General features: G+C 62.0%; 17 protein-coding genes and 2 pseudogenes. 7 read left to right on the forward strand and 12 right to left on the reverse strand.

Features of this window, described 5'->3' with window-relative positions; genetic code table 11:
- Nucleotides 1-72 precede the first annotated feature (72 nt).
- The gene (locus G7067_RS01270) at nt 73-861 is read left to right on the forward strand and encodes an HAD-IIA family hydrolase (RefSeq protein WP_166321394.1); all 789 of its coding nucleotides are present in this window, start codon (nt 73-75) and stop codon (nt 859-861) included.
- Between the two features lie 46 nt (nt 862-907).
- Here G7067_RS01270 and G7067_RS01275 read toward each other — a convergent pair whose 3' ends face one another.
- From G7067_RS01275 to G7067_RS01285, 3 genes are read right to left on the reverse strand one after another with little or no spacing between them, the layout of a single operon-like run.
- Nucleotides 908-2,119 carry an amidohydrolase gene (locus tag G7067_RS01275; RefSeq protein ID WP_166321395.1) on the reverse strand — a complete coding sequence of 404 codons (1,212 nt, stop codon included), beginning with the start codon at nt 2,117-2,119 and terminating at the stop codon, nt 908-910.
- Complete coding sequence (locus tag G7067_RS01280) at nt 2,119-2,907, reverse strand: hypothetical protein (RefSeq protein ID WP_341872849.1); 789 nt, start codon at nt 2,905-2,907, stop codon at nt 2,119-2,121. The genes G7067_RS01275 and G7067_RS01280 overlap by 1 nt, the downstream gene beginning before the upstream one ends.
- 20 nt (nt 2,908-2,927) lie before the next feature.
- Entirely contained in the window at nt 2,928-3,674 is a 747-nt protein-coding gene (locus tag G7067_RS01285) for a DUF5058 family protein (RefSeq protein ID WP_244301172.1), read from the reverse strand.
- Between the two features lie 321 nt (nt 3,675-3,995).
- Here G7067_RS01285 and G7067_RS15080 point away from each other — a divergent pair.
- Together G7067_RS15080 and G7067_RS01290 are read left to right on the forward strand one after the other, a co-directional pair.
- A pseudogene (locus G7067_RS15080) lies at nt 3,996-4,076 on the forward strand (hypothetical protein); the annotation flags it as partial.
- Nucleotides 4,077-4,088: 12 nt separating this feature from the next.
- Complete coding sequence (locus tag G7067_RS01290; protein ID WP_244301173.1) at nt 4,089-4,949, forward strand: Lrp/AsnC family transcriptional regulator; 861 nt, start codon at nt 4,089-4,091, stop codon at nt 4,947-4,949.
- A 23-nt stretch (nt 4,950-4,972) separates the two neighbouring features.
- Here the strand turns inward: G7067_RS01290 and G7067_RS01295 are convergent, their stop codons facing one another.
- From G7067_RS01295 to pyrE, 4 genes and pseudogenes are all read right to left on the reverse strand, one after another.
- Nucleotides 4,973-5,749: a sulfite exporter TauE/SafE family protein gene (locus G7067_RS01295; protein ID WP_166321398.1), complete on the reverse strand. Its 777-nt coding sequence runs from the start codon at nt 5,747-5,749 to the stop codon at nt 4,973-4,975.
- Between the two features lie 53 nt (nt 5,750-5,802).
- On the reverse strand, nt 5,803-6,483 hold the full coding sequence (locus tag G7067_RS13935) for a gamma-glutamyltransferase (protein WP_244301174.1): 681 nt from the start codon (nt 6,481-6,483) through the stop codon (nt 5,803-5,805).
- 128 nt (nt 6,484-6,611) lie between these two features.
- A pseudogene (locus G7067_RS13940) lies at nt 6,612-7,340 on the reverse strand (gamma-glutamyltransferase); the annotation flags it as partial.
- Nucleotides 7,341-7,461: 121 nt separating this feature from the next.
- Nucleotides 7,462-8,016: an orotate phosphoribosyltransferase gene (gene pyrE / locus G7067_RS01305; protein WP_166321399.1), complete on the reverse strand. Its 555-nt coding sequence runs from the start codon at nt 8,014-8,016 to the stop codon at nt 7,462-7,464.
- A 75-nt stretch (nt 8,017-8,091) separates the two neighbouring features.
- On the opposite strand from pyrE, the gene G7067_RS01310 reads away from it, so the two are divergent.
- Nucleotides 8,092-8,448: a hypothetical protein gene (locus G7067_RS01310; RefSeq protein WP_166321400.1), complete on the forward strand. Its 357-nt coding sequence runs from the start codon at nt 8,092-8,094 to the stop codon at nt 8,446-8,448.
- A gap of 110 nt (nt 8,449-8,558) precedes the next feature.
- Here G7067_RS01310 and lysA read toward each other — a convergent pair whose 3' ends face one another.
- On the reverse strand, nt 8,559-9,869 hold the full coding sequence (lysA, locus tag G7067_RS01315; protein ID WP_166321401.1) for a diaminopimelate decarboxylase: 1,311 nt from the start codon (nt 9,867-9,869) through the stop codon (nt 8,559-8,561).
- Nucleotides 9,870-9,952: 83 nt separating this feature from the next.
- On the opposite strand from lysA, the gene G7067_RS01320 reads away from it, so the two are divergent.
- The 3 genes from G7067_RS01320 to G7067_RS01325 are packed head-to-tail and all read left to right on the forward strand — an operon-like array spanning nt 9,953 to nt 12,422.
- Nucleotides 9,953-11,122, forward strand: a complete 1,170-nt coding sequence (locus G7067_RS01320; RefSeq protein ID WP_244301175.1) for a PucR family transcriptional regulator — start codon at nt 9,953-9,955, stop codon at nt 11,120-11,122.
- A gap of 17 nt (nt 11,123-11,139) precedes the next feature.
- A complete protein-coding gene (locus G7067_RS13945; protein WP_244301176.1) occupies nt 11,140-11,604 on the forward strand; it encodes a helix-turn-helix domain-containing protein in 465 nt (154 codons plus the stop codon).
- The gene (locus G7067_RS01325) at nt 11,601-12,422 is read left to right on the forward strand and encodes a Sir2 family NAD-dependent protein deacetylase (protein WP_166321402.1); all 822 of its coding nucleotides are present in this window, start codon (nt 11,601-11,603) and stop codon (nt 12,420-12,422) included. Before G7067_RS13945 ends, G7067_RS01325 begins: the two co-directional genes overlap by 4 nt.
- 255 nt (nt 12,423-12,677) lie before the next feature.
- Here the strand turns inward: G7067_RS01325 and G7067_RS01330 are convergent, their stop codons facing one another.
- From G7067_RS01330 to G7067_RS01345, 4 genes are all read right to left on the reverse strand, one after another.
- The gene (locus G7067_RS01330; RefSeq protein ID WP_166321403.1) at nt 12,678-14,066 is read right to left on the reverse strand and encodes an FAD-dependent oxidoreductase; all 1,389 of its coding nucleotides are present in this window, start codon (nt 14,064-14,066) and stop codon (nt 12,678-12,680) included.
- 122 nt (nt 14,067-14,188) lie between these two features.
- Complete coding sequence (locus tag G7067_RS01335; protein ID WP_166325579.1) at nt 14,189-15,202, reverse strand: polyprenyl synthetase family protein; 1,014 nt, start codon at nt 15,200-15,202, stop codon at nt 14,189-14,191.
- A gap of 41 nt (nt 15,203-15,243) precedes the next feature.
- A complete protein-coding gene (gene ubiE / locus G7067_RS01340; RefSeq protein WP_166321404.1) occupies nt 15,244-16,119 on the reverse strand; it encodes a bifunctional demethylmenaquinone methyltransferase/2-methoxy-6-polyprenyl-1,4-benzoquinol methylase UbiE in 876 nt (291 codons plus the stop codon).
- A 153-nt stretch (nt 16,120-16,272) separates the two neighbouring features.
- Nucleotides 16,273-16,692, reverse strand: a complete 420-nt coding sequence (locus G7067_RS01345; RefSeq protein WP_205881173.1) for a MerR family transcriptional regulator — start codon at nt 16,690-16,692, stop codon at nt 16,273-16,275.
- Between the last annotated feature and the right edge of the window lie 71 nt (nt 16,693-16,763).

Genomic DNA, 16,763 nt, shown 5'->3' on the forward strand with positions numbered 1-16,763 from the left:
TCTGCCAGGGACCACTGACAAGTGTGAGCCGTCCGCAACCTTCCGTTCATTCTGCGGGGATACGCTGGGAGCATGGAAACGAAGGAAGCGAAGGAACGCCGCGCTGAAATCGAGTGCTGGCTCACCGACATGGATGGCGTGCTCGTCCACGAGAATCGGGCGATCCCGGGTGCCGCTGAACTACTCCAACACTGGCGCGAACAGGAGACGCCCTATCTCGTACTCACGAACAACTCGATCTTCACGGCCCGGGATCTGAGTGCGCGTCTCGGAGCTTCGGGTATCGAGGTGCCAGAGGATCGGATCTGGACGAGCGCGCTCGCCACCGCGGCTTTCCTGAAACAGCAGAAACCGGGTGGCAGCGCCTTCGTGCTGGGCGAGGCTGGGATCCTGACGGCGCTGCACGATGCCGGCTATGTGATGACCGAGACGGATCCGGACTTCGTGGTGGTCGGAGAAACCCGGCACTACTCCTTCGATGCCATCACGAAGGCGATCCGGCTCATTATTGGCGGCGCGAGATTCATCTCCACCAACCCCGACGCTACCGGCCCGAGCCCGGAGGGGCCGCTTCCCGCCACCGGATCAATTAACGCACTCATTACGAACGCCACCGGCAAGAAACCCTACGTGGTGGGAAAACCCAACCCCATGATGTTCCGCTCGGCGCTCAACAAGATTGGCGCGCACTCGCACAACACCGGAATGATCGGCGACCGTATGGATACTGACATCATCGCCGGCATGGAGGCGGGGCTGCACACCGTGCTCGTCATGACCGGCATCGCGGATCAGACTGAGATCGAGCGCTTCCCGTTCAGGCCAGACGAGGTGCTGGGATCCGTCGCGGAGTTGCTGTAGCGAAGTGGGGATGCGCCGACGGAGCACACTCGGCGCATCCCCGACATCACCCAGCCTTCAGATAGTGGCCTAGCGTTGACACCGCCGCGCGCACACCGGTCGTAAGCGTGGGCTCAATATCCGGGAGAAAATGCGGAGAATGATTGGTCGGCGCTGGCATTCGAGACTCATCGAAACCTCCGATAAACCAGTACACCCCAGGAACGCCGATGGAATCCCCCAGGCGGCCGAAATCTTCCGATCCCATGAGCGGAAGAATCTCTACGACGGCATCCTGGCCGAGTTCCTGCTTCAGGACCACAGTTACGACTTCCGTCTGAACTGGGTCGTTATGGAGCCTGGGTAAGCTGTGCAACTCCTCAATTCGAGGTGGCTCCGCGCCCGAAGCCACCGCCTCCGCCTCGACAATGCGCGCGACGGCCTCGATCACCTCGACACGGGTATCCTCGGTCATCGTACGAATATTCAGCGTGAACTCCGCGCGATCTGGAATGATGTTGTCTTTGAGTCCGGCGTGGAAAGTACCGCAGGTGACAACTGCAGGTGTTTGGGGGTCAAGCTCCCGCGAAACGATCGTCTGGAGTCGAGTCACCATGTGCGCCGCCTGTACGATGGGGTCAACCGCATTTTGCGGCTGCGAGCCGTGACTCTGCTTCCCCATCACTGTGATCTTCAAGGAGTCGGAAGCCGCCATCGCGGATCCAGAAACGAGCCCCGCGCTTCCTGCTGGCATCAATGGCCCTACATGCTGCCCGAGCATCACGTCCGGGTGAGGAGCTGCGTCCCAGAGCCCATCTTCTACCATCGCGATGGCACCCTGTCCGGTCTCTTCCCCGGGCTGAAACACCCAAACGATTGTGCCACTCCACTGGTCAGTCTGGGATGCGAGCAATCCCACTGCCGCCAGGGCAACCGAGACGTGTACATCGTGCCCGCAGCCGTGCATGACGGGCACTCGGGTGCCGTCTGGGAGCAGGCCCGTCTCTTCTGAGGCGTACTCTGCACCCGTATCCTCCTGTATCGGAAGCCCATCCGTATCGGCCCGAAATCCCACTACCGGCGTTTCTCCATTGCGCTGAATTCCGACGACGCCAGTGCCGCCACAGCGAAAGTGTTCGATTCCAAGTTCTGTAAGCCGCGCCTCAATAAATCCGGCCGTCCGATGTTCCTGCATGGAGAGCTCGGGGTGCCGGTGGAGATGACGATAGGTGGTGTGAAGCATTTCCTGTTCCGTTTCGGAAAGACGGGTGTTGAGCATTATGATCCTTTCTCTTCGGCATGATCTGGCCGGTCTGGGCGATCCACCACTTCGGTTTCGGGTCCCGGGTCGCTCGCGGCGGTCTGCACCACTTTTCGGCCACGGACCGCCCACGAGATGACAATCGTGGAGAGAACCGCGAGCGCCGTCGCGTAGAAGGCGAGCTGCGGGAACAACGGGATCACTCCGAACTGAATGATCAGCGCAATCGATACTGCGACGACGGTCGTACGGGGTTGTTTCATCGAAACAATGGCCTGCACCACTACCGCTCCGATCAATGACGGCAAAACATAAAGCCGTGCAACCTCAATGAGACCGACGGGGAGCAGCCCCACCAGCCACGTACCGAGCACTCCTACGAATATCAAGAGGCTTGCGAGGTGCACCATCGCTGCCCCACTGATCGCCATGACTGCGGATATATCCCCGCGGCGACTTCCCGGTTTGGCACCAATGCTTGACTGCGCGACGATGACTGCGGGAAGGAGCTTGTTTGAGACATTGCCGATCATGTTTGCCTGGTACATCGCCGCGGGTCCCAAGATCGGAAAGTATGTCAGTGGTTCAACGACCCATAACGTCCCAAACGTCGCCGCGACCGCAGCAAACGCGACGCCCACCATTACGGGCGTAATATCGAGACCCGCAAAAAAGAGGAGCGAAATCGGCCCGAGCAAAGAAAGCACGAGGCCCGCAGACAGCGTCCAAGCACCGTACGTGCTCGTGCGCTTCTCGAACAATGACATTGAAACGTCGGCCTGAGCCGCCGCTGTTGTATGTTCCACAACTACGCTCCTCTTCTTGATCACGAACCGGTGTGAATGAAATATACGGATGTGAGGGTGACCAGAATCGCGATACCCAACGACCACTCCCTGAGCCACCGAAGATCAAATCTCTTGGCAATGAAGAGACAGATACCCATCACTCCCGCCGAGATCACCACGGCGACCACATGTACGGCTGACTTCGGAAGCTCAGCGATGGTGAGCATCGAGAACGCCCCTAGTAGCGCAGCAGTCGGAAGCAGCGCCATGATTGCGGGGTTTCTCGTAGCGAGCGTCTTCTTGCCACGTTTCAGGATCGGAATCAGGATCAACGCACTGAGCATCCACATCGCGCCTGAGAGGCTCATCGCAGTGAACGCCACAGCAAAGACCTGTTGGGTGTACCCGGATCCGCCCAGTTCCGCTCCCATCGTCGTGGACGCGATGCCTGCCGAGGCCGTCTCTGCGCCGGCCGAGCCGACAAGACCGATGCGCAGCAAAACGGCCGGCGTTCCAAACAGCGCAAGCAGCGAAATGGCGACGATCACTACCGCAAGTGACGGGCCAATCGAAGCCACCGCACCGGCCCGAAACGAGCTTCTCACTTCACTCATCGGCATCTCAATACCCGGTGCTGCCCCGCGTGCCGCACGTACGTACAAGACGGTTTGAAGGATGATGACGGCGAAGACTCCCAGCGCACAGGCCCACAAGAGTGGCGTGTTCGCAATCTCCCAAATGTCAGACGATTTGGGATCAGTGAGCGTGAGCGGCGAGAGAATCAATTCCTGCTCCTTTGCAGTGACCCATCGTTGTGAATTGTGTTCACTGCGATCTTCAAGCAAGATTTCGACGCAGACAAGGGTCGTGGCGATTTCGCCAAATACACGGCGAAACCGCCCAAAATGAGCGGCTTGTGCCCAGGACCCTTCCGTTTTCGCAAACGCCGTCCGATGATGTTCCTTGCGTGTTCCCGTCGCAGAAGGGAGCATGCGTAGGCGGAGCAGGGTGTGTGCGCCGCCTCTTCTTTTTCGGAGAATGTCAGTGGGCCACACTAGACTCAAGCGCACCGTACATTCATCTCCGTGCCGGGGAAGGGAAATCCAGTGTCGGCAACGGAACTGAACACGCTCCAACGTCGTATCATTGGAGCACTCCAAGTTGATGGTCGCGCAAGTTGGAGGAGGATCGCGGAGGTCTTGGGCGAGCCCGAGAGAACTGTCACCAGGCACGGCAGCGGACTGCTGAAATCCGGCCACGTCATTGTGACCGCAGTGCCCACGCCCGCACAACAACTGCTCGTGGCATGTGAGAGCGGCTTAGGCACAAGCCGACTTGTGGGGGAGGCTCTCGCACGTCGCGGCGATGCCGCCTTCGTCTACGCAACCTCGGGAACCAGCTCGGTTCTCGCCGAGGTCAGTCACTCCAACGACCTCGATGACTTGCTCACGGTCCAACTGCCCGCAACCCCCGGGCTCAACCGATTCACGGCTTACTCCGTATTGAAGCCGTTCAAGCGGCTTCGAGACTGGCGTTGTGGAGCACTCACGCCCGCAGAAGAGCTTGCCCTCACGAACCCCGCGGAAGCGCATCGCAACGACGCTGTTCATAGCGAGTATCCCAGCCCGGCTGATGGCCCTCTTATTGAAGCGTTGCGAAAAGACGGCCGGATCGGAACCGAAGAACTCGCACGGCGCACCCGAATGAGCACAACATCGGTGATTCGCAGAATCCGGTGGCTCCTGAAATCCGGACAGCTCTCAATCTGCACCCTTGTAGAACCGGCGCTGCTCGGTTTCGCCGAGGAAGCCGTACTGTGGGTGAAAGCGCCACCCGAACACCTCGAGGAGCTCGGACACCATCTGCAGCGCCGCCCAGAGGTCCGTCATGCGTCTGCGATCACCGGTGAATATCAGCTGTTCGTGAACATCGCGGCCACTTCGCAAGCCCATCTCTACGCGCTTTTGTCACACTCGATGTGGTCGCAGAAAACCCTGCACATCCATACCGACACGGTCGTTACCGCTCGCAAACGCGGAGGGAGACTCATGCCACGGTGAGCCGAGCGGCACATGCCCGTGAACTAGCCGCGGCGACTCTTCAGCGCTCGCCACAACATCTGCGTCAGCACAAAAGCGAGGTAGAGCGAGAACAACACATTGCTCACGAACGGGTCGATCAGGGCCGCAAGCACCGAGCTAAAAGGAACACACACGCTCGCGCTGATGCCGATGATCGCGGCTGACCGCAGATCGACATTACTGCGACGGATGTTGCCGAGCGTGCCCGAAATCGACCCGGGAATCATCATGACCAGCGAGCTGCCCTTCGCGGCCAGATCATTCGCACCAAAAAAGAACATCAACACCGGCACGACCACGATCCCGCCGCCCACGCCGATCAGCCCAGAGATAACACCGGTAACCAGTCCGGTCAGCACCAGCAATACCGCGACCAGAGGACTCATCGCGATCTCATCGCCACGCTGCGGCACCACGACCCACAGACTCACGATCACCACCAGCAGAAACCCCATGAACCCCCACTGCAGAGCCGCCTTCGAGACGCGCGCCAGCAGATAGCTGCCCAGCTGCGCCCCCACCACGATCCCGACCGCGAGACAGGCTGCAGCAACCCAGTCAACGTGTCCCTGCACCGCATAGCTGATCGCGCCGACAGTAGCAGTCGGCAGAATCGCCGCCACCGAAGTTCCCGCGGCAAGCTTCTGCTGCATCCCGAGCCACAGCACCAGCCCAGGCACAATAATCGTTCCGCCGCCCACTCCGAACAGTCCGGATAGTACGCCCGCGGCAACACCGAGGAGGAGCAGGGGCAGGAAGCGGGGGCGTTGGGTTTTCATAGTGTGTGAAGCGATTCTCTGGTAGGGGCAAGGCTCGGGGACGTGCTGGCGAATTACGTTTTGTCTACAACGACGGCCGACCCGTCCGAGCGGGGGTCGCTCGACGCCGAATAGCCGGAACTGGTGGCGCGAATCAGGTTGGAGTGGCCCAGATCCTCAGTGTATGGCGGCACAACCTCAACCACGAAACCCGCCGCCTCGAGCGACTCTTTCACATTCCGCGGCACATCAGACTCTGCGGTCACGGTAACAGCCCCGTCCCCAACCGCCTCATTCACGATCCAACGCGGTGCATGCGTGGCCTCGTGCGGACTCTCACCGGCCAGCGATCGCAACAACAACTGAGCGTGAATCTGCGGCTGCGCGGATCCGCCCATCGTGGCAGGCACCCAGGCGACCTCATCGCCCTCCAGAATCAGCACAGGCATCAGCGTATGGCGCGGCCGCTTACCCGGCGCGAAGGCGTTCGGTGATTCGGGATCGAGCGAGAACGATGTGCCGCGATTCTGAAAGATGATGCCCGTTCGTGGTTCAAGGATGCGCGATCCGAATCCCCAGTACACCGAGTTGATGAGCGACACTGCCCATCCGTCCGCGCTGATCGCGCTGAGGCCGACGGTGTCGCCGCTCGCTTTCGGGTCACCGTGGATCCAACGGTCGGGAGCCTCCATATGCACGAGCTCCTCGCCCGAAAGGCCGCCGAATGCGGGATCCGCGAGCTCCGCAGCGCGCACGGAATTTGCCGCGTGAAATGCTGCCGCAAGCTTCCCGGCTCCTGCCCCAGAGGATCCTCGATGCCCCCGGCCACGGCATTGAGCGCGCGCAACAGCATGAACCCGGAAGTGTTGGGAGGGCCCGTGAGCACGCGCAACCCCCCAAAAGACCCCTCGAGAGGATCCGCCCAGACCACGCGATACGCTGCCGTGTCTACGGCGGTGATTCGGGATCCGCGCTCCGCCAAACCGGCGATCCAGTCGTGTGCAAGCTGTCCCTCGTAGAACTCATCAGCACCACCGACCGCGAGACTCCGCAGCGACGCGGCGAGCGCGGGTTGACGAAGCTGCTCCCCTTCTCCGATCGGGGACCCGCCGGGGTAAAACACCTCACGGGCTCCGGGATCCTGCTCGAGAGAGGCACGATCCTCGACAAGCGCGACGGCAACCGAACGAGAGTTAGGGAACCCATCAGCGGCGAGTCGGGTCGCGGTTTCGAGGTGCGCCGACCACGAACGGGTCGCACCGTACTCATGGAGAGCTTCCCAACCGCGAACGCCGCCGGGCACCGTCACCGTGTCGATGCCGCGCAACGGAAGCTTGTCGCCGTATTGGTCTCGCAGCGCGGCGAGCGACTGGCCTGAGGGCGCAGTCCCCGTGGCGTTGAGAAACCGGATCTGCCCGTCGGGACTGCGCACGAGCGCGACGAGATCCCCGCCGAGTGCGACGTTGTTCGGATACACCACGCAGAGCGTCGCCGCTGCCGCGAGCGCCGCGTCGATCGCGTTGCCGCCAGCCTCTAGCGCGGCCGCTCCAGCCTCGGTTGCGAGGTGGTGCGAGGTGGAGATGGCGCCGCGGGGTTGTGGATCGGAGCTCATGACTTCATTGTCCTCGCTTTCGGTGCGTTAATTCCCCAGCATCGACTTCGGGTGTCACGAATATGTACTTCAACGCCGTTTGGTACACATTCGTGACACCCGAACCCTGGGGCGGGTTTCCCTACTGCGGTTCGAGCCCGAGGTCTTCGAGACCAATCGCGAAGCGGTACTCGTAGCCTTCGCCCTCAATGCGCGCCTTCGCGGGGGCCTGGCGATCCACCACCACAGCCACGCCCGCGATCTCAGCACCAACCTTCTTCAGCGCCTCGATCGCCTTGAGGGGCGATCCGCCGGTGGTCGACGTGTCTTCCACGACGATCACGCGCTTCCCGTTCAGATCCGGGCCCTCAACCTGGCGTCCGCGACCGTGATCCTTCGGCTCCTTGCGCACCACAAACGCGTCATACGTCTTGCCTCGCGCAATGCCCTGGTGCAGGATCGCGGACGCGATCGGATCCGCGCCCATCGTCAGCCCGCCCACGGCGACCACGCCGTCAATGTCTTCGATGAGGTCGAGCATCACCTGACCGATCAGCGGTGCCGCACGGTGATCGAGGCTGAGCTTACGCATGTCGACGTAGTAGCTCGCCTTCTTGCCACTTGTGAGCGTGAAGTCGCCGTGGAAGACGGCATCCGACTTGATAAGTTCGATGAGCTGTTCGCGCGCGCTGGTCATGCCTCCGATTCTACTGCGGATGCGATTCGGGATCGGGCAACGCCTTCAACTCGGGAACCCGCGTACCCTGGAGGAATGCCCTCACGCTTTGACGCCGCGCTTCGCCTCGACATCACGCTCGAAATGGCCCGCAAGCACGGCATTCCCGCGCAGATCAGCCAGGCGGATCTCGATGAGCTCGACAGAAACCCGCCGCCGTGGCTGACGCAGTCCCGCGCGAACCGCACCGGCAAGCGGGCGGTGTGGACGACGCTCACGTGTGCGCTCTGCGACTACACCGAACATGAGCGTCCCAAAAAATGGTGGCCCGAATTCACGTCGCTCATCTGTGATGCGCATGAAATTCTTGATTTCCCGGCGCCCGCTGCTGGCACAGAGCGATCGTTCACCTACGGCGTCGGATCCAGGTTCACCGGTTTGACGGACTCGTAACCAGCGACGGTCATATCTGAAGAGAAACCATAGTCTCTGCGCGCGGAAGATAGCGTACGCCGATGACTTCGCACCAAATGAATGGCTTGTCGTGAACACAGCCCAAGGTCTCAGCCAATAGCCGGCGCATGCAATGCGAGCAGATCCTCGTAGCTCTCGCGGCGCACCACCAGGCGCGCTTCGCCGTCAGCAACGAATACGATCGCGGGCTTCAGCGCACCGTTGTAGTTGTTAGCGAGCGTGTAAGAATAGGCTCCGGTGGTGGCAATGGCAACGAGGTCACCCGGCCGGGCCGCAGGCATCGGCGCACCGTCGACAAGCAGATCGCCAGATTCGCACTGCCGCCCCACAAGCTGAACGGTCTCTTCCCACGGCTCAGCCAGGCGGTTCGCGAGCACTGCCTCAAAGCGCTGGTCGGTAAGCGCGACGTCGAGCATGTCTGCCATCCCCCCGTCAACAGCAACAAACACGTCTCCGGTGTGTTTCACCGACACCACCCGGTACAGGGTGATTCCCGCACGCGCAACGACCGAGCGGCCCGGCTCAATCATCAGCTTCGCATCGGCCGGCAGGTGCTCCTTCGCCGCAGCAACGATGGCGTCGAGATACGCCTCGACGGTCGGGGCATCGTCGTCGTAGGTGTATTTGACGCCGAGGCCGCCGCCCACATCGTAGGTCTTGAAGCGTCCGGCGGTTGCAAGCTTCTCGACGGCCTCCGCGAACTGCGAGGTGCCAAGGATCTGGGATCCGATGTGAAGATGTACGCCCTCGAAATCCATGAGGGGGTGAGCCTGCATACGGTCGATAGCACGCAGGGCCTGATCCATCGGCAAGCCAAACTTTGACCGATCCCCGCCGGTCGCCTGGGAGGCGTGCGTCACCGCGTCAACGCCCGGGATGACCCGGAGCAGCAGGCGCTGCGGCCGGGTCAAAAGCTGTTCAAGCCGATCAAGTTCGTCCTCGTTGTCGACAATAATGACGCCGATGCCCACTTCGAGTGCGTGCGCGAGCTCTGCATCGGTCTTCGCGTTGCCGTGGAAATGTAAGAGTCTCGGATCCACGCCGGCCGCGAGCGCCATACGGAGTTCGCCACCGCCCGCGACATCAATCGCGAGGCCCTCCTGCTGCGCGACACGATACATCTCAACGATAGGCAAGGACTTCGAGGCGTACAGCACCTCGGAGTTTGGCCAGCGCTCTTTGAGCCCCTCCGCGAAGCTGCGCGCCTGGCGACGCAAACCCGTTTCGTCAATCACATGCAACGGGGTGCCATATTTCTCGGCGAGCTCAGCAACGGAAACTCCGCCAACCGTCAATACTCCCGCCTCATCACAACCGGACTGCTCGGGCAGAATGCTCCAGAGTTCTCCGAGCCTTGTACCCTCGGGCGAGGGCTGATGAGCCGGGGCGTTGATCGACATTCTTTACTCCGTTCGGGTCGTGGACTCACAACCCTATGCCCCTGCAGTTCGAGATACTTGTAGATAGCAGATAGATTTTGATTATGAGTTCACCGATTTCTCCAAATGAACAGAGGGAGACCATCACACTGGGTGAACTTCTCTTGGCTCTCGGGCCAGACACCGCCACCCTCTTGGGGTCTGGAGACACGACCCGCGCCATTGGGGGCACCGACTTTTTCGAAGCGCTTGAAGATCTGCGTGGGGATCCCGAGACGCTATTACTCGTGCCCTCCACCACTGAAATGCCATTCGCCCGCCTGTCTAGTTTGGCGGAGCGTGCCGCGCAGCTGGGATATTCGGGCCTTGCGGTGAAGTGCCGCGAGAGCGATACCGCAAGCTATACCGCGATCTCCGAATCGAGTGGACTGGCTATCATCCAGGTGAGTGAGCGGTTAAGCTGGCGACTCTTCGATGCCTACGTGGCCCACTTACTTGGGGAACAACACCACAGCGAAGACACTCACCTCAACCGCGGCATTGAGCCACTTTTCGCGCTGGCGAACGAACTCGCCGAGTACTTTGGCGGGTCCGTTGCGATCGAGGATCTAGGCCGCAGGATCATTGCCTACTCTTCGGTTCCCGGACAACTCATCGATGCCCTTCGTACCCAGGGGATTCTGACAAGGCGGGTACCCGACTCACCCTTCAACGACGACCAATATCGCACGGTACTTCGTTCCGAAGAACCCCTCAAATACCCGCGCCTCGATGGCGAAGTACCCCGGATCGCCTGCGCAATTCGGGCCGGCGCACTCCCCCTTGGCACGATCTGGGCCATCGACGCTTCAGGCGAAGCTCCACTCACCGAGGAACAGTCCCGTCGCATTAGGGCCGCCGCCACTGTTGCAGCTTCTCACATGCTCGACGACATTCGGGTGCGCAGGGCAACCCAGATCCCCCGCGAGAACCGGCTGCGCACCCTGCTAGAAGGGCGCGAGGTGATCGGCTCGGAGCTTGCCGAGCTCGGGATCTCAGAAGAGCGGGGTGCAGCGCTTCTCGCGTTCGCTCACGGCCGCCATGATCCCGCCGTCGCACCAGAACAACTCTGCTCTGCCGTGCAGCGACACCTGGCAATTCATCGCCCCGAAGCGATTGCGGTCGTCAGAAACAGTCGGGTCTACGCACTCGTCGCTGACGACCCCACCCGGCCTGCTGCTGGTCTTGCCTCCCCGCTCCTTCCGATCCTGGATCGCCTCATTGGGCCGGGGTAAGCGTCGCGGTCCCCGGGGTGGCTCGCCGCTCCGGTGAAGTCGCACCCCTTCGTCACCTCGCCGACCGGCTCTTCGACACCGCCGTCAGGCATCCTCACGATATTCGCTTCAGGGCACTGACCCCAGACTCGATGCGGCCGCTGCTCGTGTTCGAAAGCGCCGCGGAAGTGTTCGCCAGCAGCCCCGAGCTGCGCTCCCCGGAGGCCGAACTACTCAAAGCGAAAGACCCTCTGGTGGCAGAGACCCTGCTTGCCTGGTGTGGAGCCTTCGGCAATATCGCGCGCACCGCACGAACCCTCTGCATTCACGAAAACACAGTGAGATACCGGCTTCGCCGCGCTGAGGAGAAGTACGGGATCCTGTTGGATGACCCGGATACGCTGCTCACTACCTGGCTTCAGTTGCGGGCAGCTACTGCCCGCAAGCTTTCGTCGGGTTCAGGATCGGCACCCGTTTACCCAGATCGGAGCACCCCGGCATGACCGACTCAGACCCCATCGCCGCACTCGTCGAGCTCTTCGCTGATGCACCTGTCGCGGTGCTGACCGGGGCGGGTCTGAGTACCGACTCCGGCATCCCCGATTACCGCGGCAAAGGCACCGTGCCCCGCACCCCCATGAGCATCCGCGATTTCATGGACGATTCCGGTTATCGGCAGCGTTTCTGGGCGGGCGCCCGCGTGGGATCGGCGCACATCTCCGGAATCAAACCCAACGCCGGACACGCAGCGCTCGCGCGCCTCGAAGCTGCGGGCCGCATTGACGGCGTGATGACCCAAAACGTCGACGGTCTGCACCGACGCGCCGGATCCCGCACCGTTGTCGAACTGCACGGCAACGGAAGCGTGATCCGCTGCACCGACTGTGGCAACCGCTGGACCAGGAACGAAGTGCTCGGTTGGTTCGACACGCTAAATCCCGGAGTCGTTGAACGCAGTTCGGAGGCCGAGATCGCGCCCGACGGTGATGCACGGGTCGGTGACGTTTCCGACGTGATCGTTCCACCGTGCCCGGTGTGCGGCGGGATCCTGCGCCCCGATGTCGTCTACTTCGGCGAGACCGTGCCGCCCGGGGTGTTTGCTGCGGCTGAGTCGCTGCTCAACGGAGCCGGGGCACTGCTGCTTGCGGGTACCTCGCTCGCCGTGAACACCGGTGTGCGCCTGATGCATCGCGCTGAACGTCGCGGGATCCCGGTCGCCGTCATCAACCGCGGGCCGACCGCGGCAGACGCGCGAGCGGCGGTGCGGATCGAGGGCGGCACGAGCGAAATACTCACGGCTCTGGTGACGGAACTGGGGTAGTGCGGGTCTCTCCCATGAGGTAATACACGTCACCACATTTTCTATGCCCTGCCAGGAAGATCACCCGATGATCCTCCCGCCGCCAGTTCGTTGTGTGCGCAAATCGTTCTTATTCCGCCCGATAGGAACAAGCTGCGCACACACCAAGGAGCGTCAGCACCCGTCAAGCTGCGCGTCAGCACCCGTCATCATCCTGCGATCTGAAGGAGTCGCAGGATCCTCGTGGCTCCCGAGCTGGCGTTCGCAGGTCCCGCGCTACTCCCCGCGAGAGATGCGGGTCATGTCCTCGCGCGGCACCACCTTAATACGGGTGCGGCCCTCGGCCTCTCCCAGGCTCAGTTCGTGCTCGTCGAGCCGGTGCCAACCCTCGATGGTAGTGTAGGGCACGTTGCGCTCGCGCAGAAGCGCGGGGATCGCGTCAGCCTCGGTCGAAACCGGTTGCCACCACGAGTCGCGGTCCTCAAGCAGGCACTCGAGGGTCTCCATCGCGTCAGACTTGGTGTGGCCGATGAGCCCAATGGGGCCGCGCTTGATCCACCCCGTCACGTAGACGCCCGGGATCTGGCGCCCCTCAAGATCCTGCACTCGGCCCTGCGCATTCGGGATCACGCCCGCCGTTTCGTCAAAGGGAATCTCGTCGAGGGGAGATCCGAAGTATCCGATCGCGCGGTACAGCGCCTGCATCGGGATCACCTCGAACTCGCCGGTGTCGATTACACCGCCGTTGCCGTCGGGGGCGGTGCGCTCGATCTTGAGCCCCGCGACACGACCATCCTCAACAACAACCTCAACCGGCTTCGACCAGAAGTGCATGTGCAGGCGTCGCGACGCGTGCGTGCCGTTCTCCTCACGCTCCCGCTGCTCCTGGCGCCACTTGTCCATGACGCGGGTCATCACGAGCACCTGCTTGTTCTTCAGCAGCGTCTCATCGGCGTAGGCATCGTCGACGTCAAAATCGCGTTCATCGACCACCATGTCAACGTCGCGCACTTCACCCAGTTCGCGAAGTTCGAGGGGCGTGAACTTGACGTACTTCGGGCCGCGGCGACCGAAGAGGTGGAGGTCCTGAATCGGATTCTGCTTCAGGCCTTGGTAAACATTGTCTGGGATCTCGGTCGGCAGCAGATCGTCCGCATGCTTGATGAGCATGCGAGAGATATCGAGCGCTACGTTGCCGTTACCGATAACGCCGACCTCGGCTGCTTCAAGAGGCCAGGTGCGGGGGACGTCCGGATGACCATCGAACCAGCTCACAAAGTCTGCGGCCCCGTAGGATCCTTCCGCCTCAATTCCCGGGATTTTGAGCGCCGCGTCACGGATCGCCCCGGTTGCGAAGATGACCGCGCTGTAGTGGTCCTTGAGATCCTGCAGCGTGATGTCTTGGCCGTAGCGGACGTTGCCGAAATAGCGGATCGTGCCGGCTTCGGAATCTGCGCGATCGAGCACGTCACGCAGAGCAGTAATGATGCCCTTGATGCGCGGATGGTCGGGCGAAACACCGTAACGAACAAGGCCGTAGGGCGCCGGCAGTTGCTCGAAGAGGTCAATCTCAACGTCGAAGTCCCGTTCGGCCTTCAGGAGCAGATCAGCAGCGTAAATTCCTGCCGGCCCTGCTCCGACGATTGCCACTCGCTTCTTGGTCATTCGCTGTGCTTCCTTTCGCATCCCGTCCGGGAACTTCGACTAATACTTTTCAGGGGCGGTCTTGGCCGAGCCCAAAACGGGTTCGGGACGAGCCAAAATGCCAAGAAGTTGGTCTTTTAGACTCACCCCTCGCGATTGACGATCGACTCTGCCATGCGCTCCAGGGCCCGCTTCACCGATGATTTCGGGAGAATGTCAAGCTGCGCGACCGCTTCCTCGGCCCATCGGCGAGCAGTCATCTCTGTTTCACGTGTAACATCGTGCAGCTGCAGAGCCTTGACTTCCGCGTCAAGCACTGCGGGCTCGGCTCCGTTTTCGATTGCAAGCACGCCCGCATCGATGCGTTCAAGTAGTTCGGCATCAGCGACGTTCCCGGCCGCAGCACGCTCGCGCAACAGCAACATTGGCAGCGTCGCGACACCGGCCCGCAGATCCGTGCCCGCAAGCTTGCCCGTCTGTTGCGACTTGGGCGAAAGATCAATCACGTCATCAATCAGCTGGAACGCGACTCCGATCCGCTCGCCGTATTCCATAACCGGATCGGCATATTCAGTCGGCGCCCCACCAAACATCACGCCCATGCGGGCGGCACACGCGATCAGCGCACCTGTTTTGTCTGCGAGCACCTGTAGGTAGTGCGGGATCGGCGCTTCGCCTTCCTGGGGCCCCACTGTCTCGTGCAGTTGACCGAGGCACAACCGCTCGAAGGTCTGGGCCTGCAGCAGAATCGCTTCCTCGCCCATGCCGGAGACGAGCGTGGAGGCTCGGGCAAACAGCAGATCCCCGGCGAGGATCGCGATCGAATTTGACCACACGGTCTGCGCAGCGGGGACCCCGCGGCGCAGGGTCGCATCGTCCATGACATCGTCGTGGTAGAGAGACGCGAGGTGGGTGATCTCGACAGACTGGGCGGCACGGCGCACCAACTCGTTTGGCCCTTCGCCGAGCTCACTGGCGAGCAGCGTCAGCGTGGGGCGGATACGTTTGCCACCCGCCTCAAGCAGGTAACGTGCGGGAACATCGGCGACGGGAGAGGCGAAAGTGAGGTTTTCGAGCAGGCCTGCCTCTACGAGGTCGAGTTCAGCCTGCAGCGCCTTGGCGTGGCGGCGATCCTGCACCCCTCGGAAGAGGTTCATCGGGAGCGCCTGCGTGGAGGTGTCCTCAGCGGCGTGTCGGTTCACTTCTGCTCTCCATCGCTCGAACTCGCGTCGGCCTTCTTGGGAGCGCGTTTGGTTTGAGGTTGTGGAGCCGTCTTTTTGGCGGCTGGTTTCTTGGCCGCCGGTTTCTTGGCCGCCGGTTTCTTGGCCGCCTGCTTCTTGTCGGCCAGCGGGGGCTTAGGATCCTCACGAGGCACAAAGCCGCGGTGCAGGGCGACAACCCCAAAGGTCAGATTCCGGTAGGCAACACGCTCAAACCCAGCCTCTCGCAGCCACGCGGAAAGTTCCTCCTGAGCAGGCCAGGCCTCAATCGATTCGTTCAGGTATCGATACGCCTCAGCCGCACTCTTATTGATTGCTCCCGCGATCCGAGGCAATACGTGGCGTGAGTAGAAGCTGTAGGGCGCCCGAACCGCTGACGAGGACGGCGTTGAGAACTCGGCAATCACCACACGCCCGCCCGGTTTCACGACCCGGCGCATCTCGGCGAGCGCTTTCTTTGGGTCGTTGACGTTGCGGAGGCCATAAGAAATGGTGGCGGCGTCGAAGCTGTCGTCTTCAAACGGCAGAGCCGTCGCGTCGGCCCACACGAATTCGATGAGTGGGTTGTCTGCGTGCCGCCTGCGCCCCTCAGCGAGCATGCCCTCCGAAAAGTCGGCCGCAACAATCTCAGCTCCGTGTGCGGCAAGAGCGGCGGAGGAGGTTCCGGTGCCGGCGGCAAGATCGAGGATCCGCATGCCTTTCCGCGGAGCTATGGCCTTCGTCGTGGCAATGCGCCAGAGGCGGTCATTCCCGACTGTCAGCACATCGTTGATGAGGTCATAGCGAGGCGAAACCTCATCAAACATCGCCGAAACTTCTGAGGCGCGCTTGGTTTCCGTGTCGGGTCGAGTCACCCCTATATGCTAGCCCGTCCGGGTCCAAAAGCGCTTCGTGAGCCGCGATACCGCCCGCAGCAGAATCGTACGTGGCCCGTGAAGCGCAGCGCGGGGAATCGGGCTCGCCGGATCCGTCTCTGCGCATAAGGCCGGGCGGATCACCCCCGCGGATCACCCCCGCGCGAGTTGGCGGCCGCGCGCCGAATCGGGCACAGGCGCACCATCACAGTCAAGCCCAGCATCGATCAGTTGCTCATAGTGATCGATCTTGCGCTCAAGCGCGAGCGCGGCCTGGTCGAGCCTGGCGCGTCGTTCGTCAAGCAGTGCTTGCGTCTGCTGCATGAGGGTGATCCGCCGCCCGTGACTCGCGGCTCCCTCTTCGAGAAGCGCCACAAACTCCTTCATCATCGCTGTGGGCATGCCTGAATCGCGCAGCGAGGTCAGCAGCATCACGATGCCTTGCTCTCGCGAATTGTAGAGGCGCCGCCCCGTGGCAGTTCGTCCGACCCTCGGCAAGACTCCCTCGCGTTCGTACCATCGCAAGGTGTCAACGCTCAGCCCGGTTAGGCCGGAGAGTTCCGCGATTCCCACGCCCGTTTCGTGTCCATCTGCCCGAGCATAGTTGCCGCACGCTGCGAAGTTGCGCTGGAGCGCACTCCAGC

Source organism: Leucobacter insecticola, from assembly GCF_011382965.1.
GTDB lineage: Bacteria > Actinomycetota > Actinomycetes > Actinomycetales > Microbacteriaceae > Leucobacter > Leucobacter insecticola.

What these genes read in the sequence shown, in the direction of transcription:
- pyrE (WP_166321399.1), bottom strand. Translation starts at nt 8,016, where the DNA reads ATGACCAGCGCGCGCGAACAGCTCATCGAACTTATCAAGTCGGATGCC.
- G7067_RS01330 (WP_166321403.1), bottom strand. Translation starts at nt 14,066, where the DNA reads ATGACCAAGAAGCGAGTGGCAATCGTCGGAGCAGGGCCGGCAGGAATT.
- G7067_RS01335 (WP_166325579.1), bottom strand. Translation starts at nt 15,202, where the DNA reads ATGAACCTCTTCCGAGGGGTGCAGGATCGCCGCCACGCCAAGGCGCTG.
- G7067_RS01270 (WP_166321394.1), top strand. Translation starts at nt 73, where the DNA reads ATGGAAACGAAGGAAGCGAAGGAACGCCGCGCTGAAATCGAGTGCTGG.
- G7067_RS01275 (WP_166321395.1), bottom strand. Translation starts at nt 2,119, where the DNA reads ATGCTCAACACCCGTCTTTCCGAAACGGAACAGGAAATGCTTCACACC.
- G7067_RS01295 (WP_166321398.1), bottom strand. Translation starts at nt 5,749, where the DNA reads ATGAAAACCCAACGCCCCCGCTTCCTGCCCCTGCTCCTCCTCGGTGTT.
- G7067_RS01325 (WP_166321402.1), top strand. Translation starts at nt 11,601, where the DNA reads ATGACCGACTCAGACCCCATCGCCGCACTCGTCGAGCTCTTCGCTGAT.
- lysA (WP_166321401.1), bottom strand. Translation starts at nt 9,869, where the DNA reads ATGTCGATCAACGCCCCGGCTCATCAGCCCTCGCCCGAGGGTACAAGG.
- G7067_RS01320 (WP_244301175.1), top strand. Translation starts at nt 9,953, where the DNA reads ATGAGTTCACCGATTTCTCCAAATGAACAGAGGGAGACCATCACACTG.
- G7067_RS01310 (WP_166321400.1), top strand. Translation starts at nt 8,092, where the DNA reads ATGCCCTCACGCTTTGACGCCGCGCTTCGCCTCGACATCACGCTCGAA.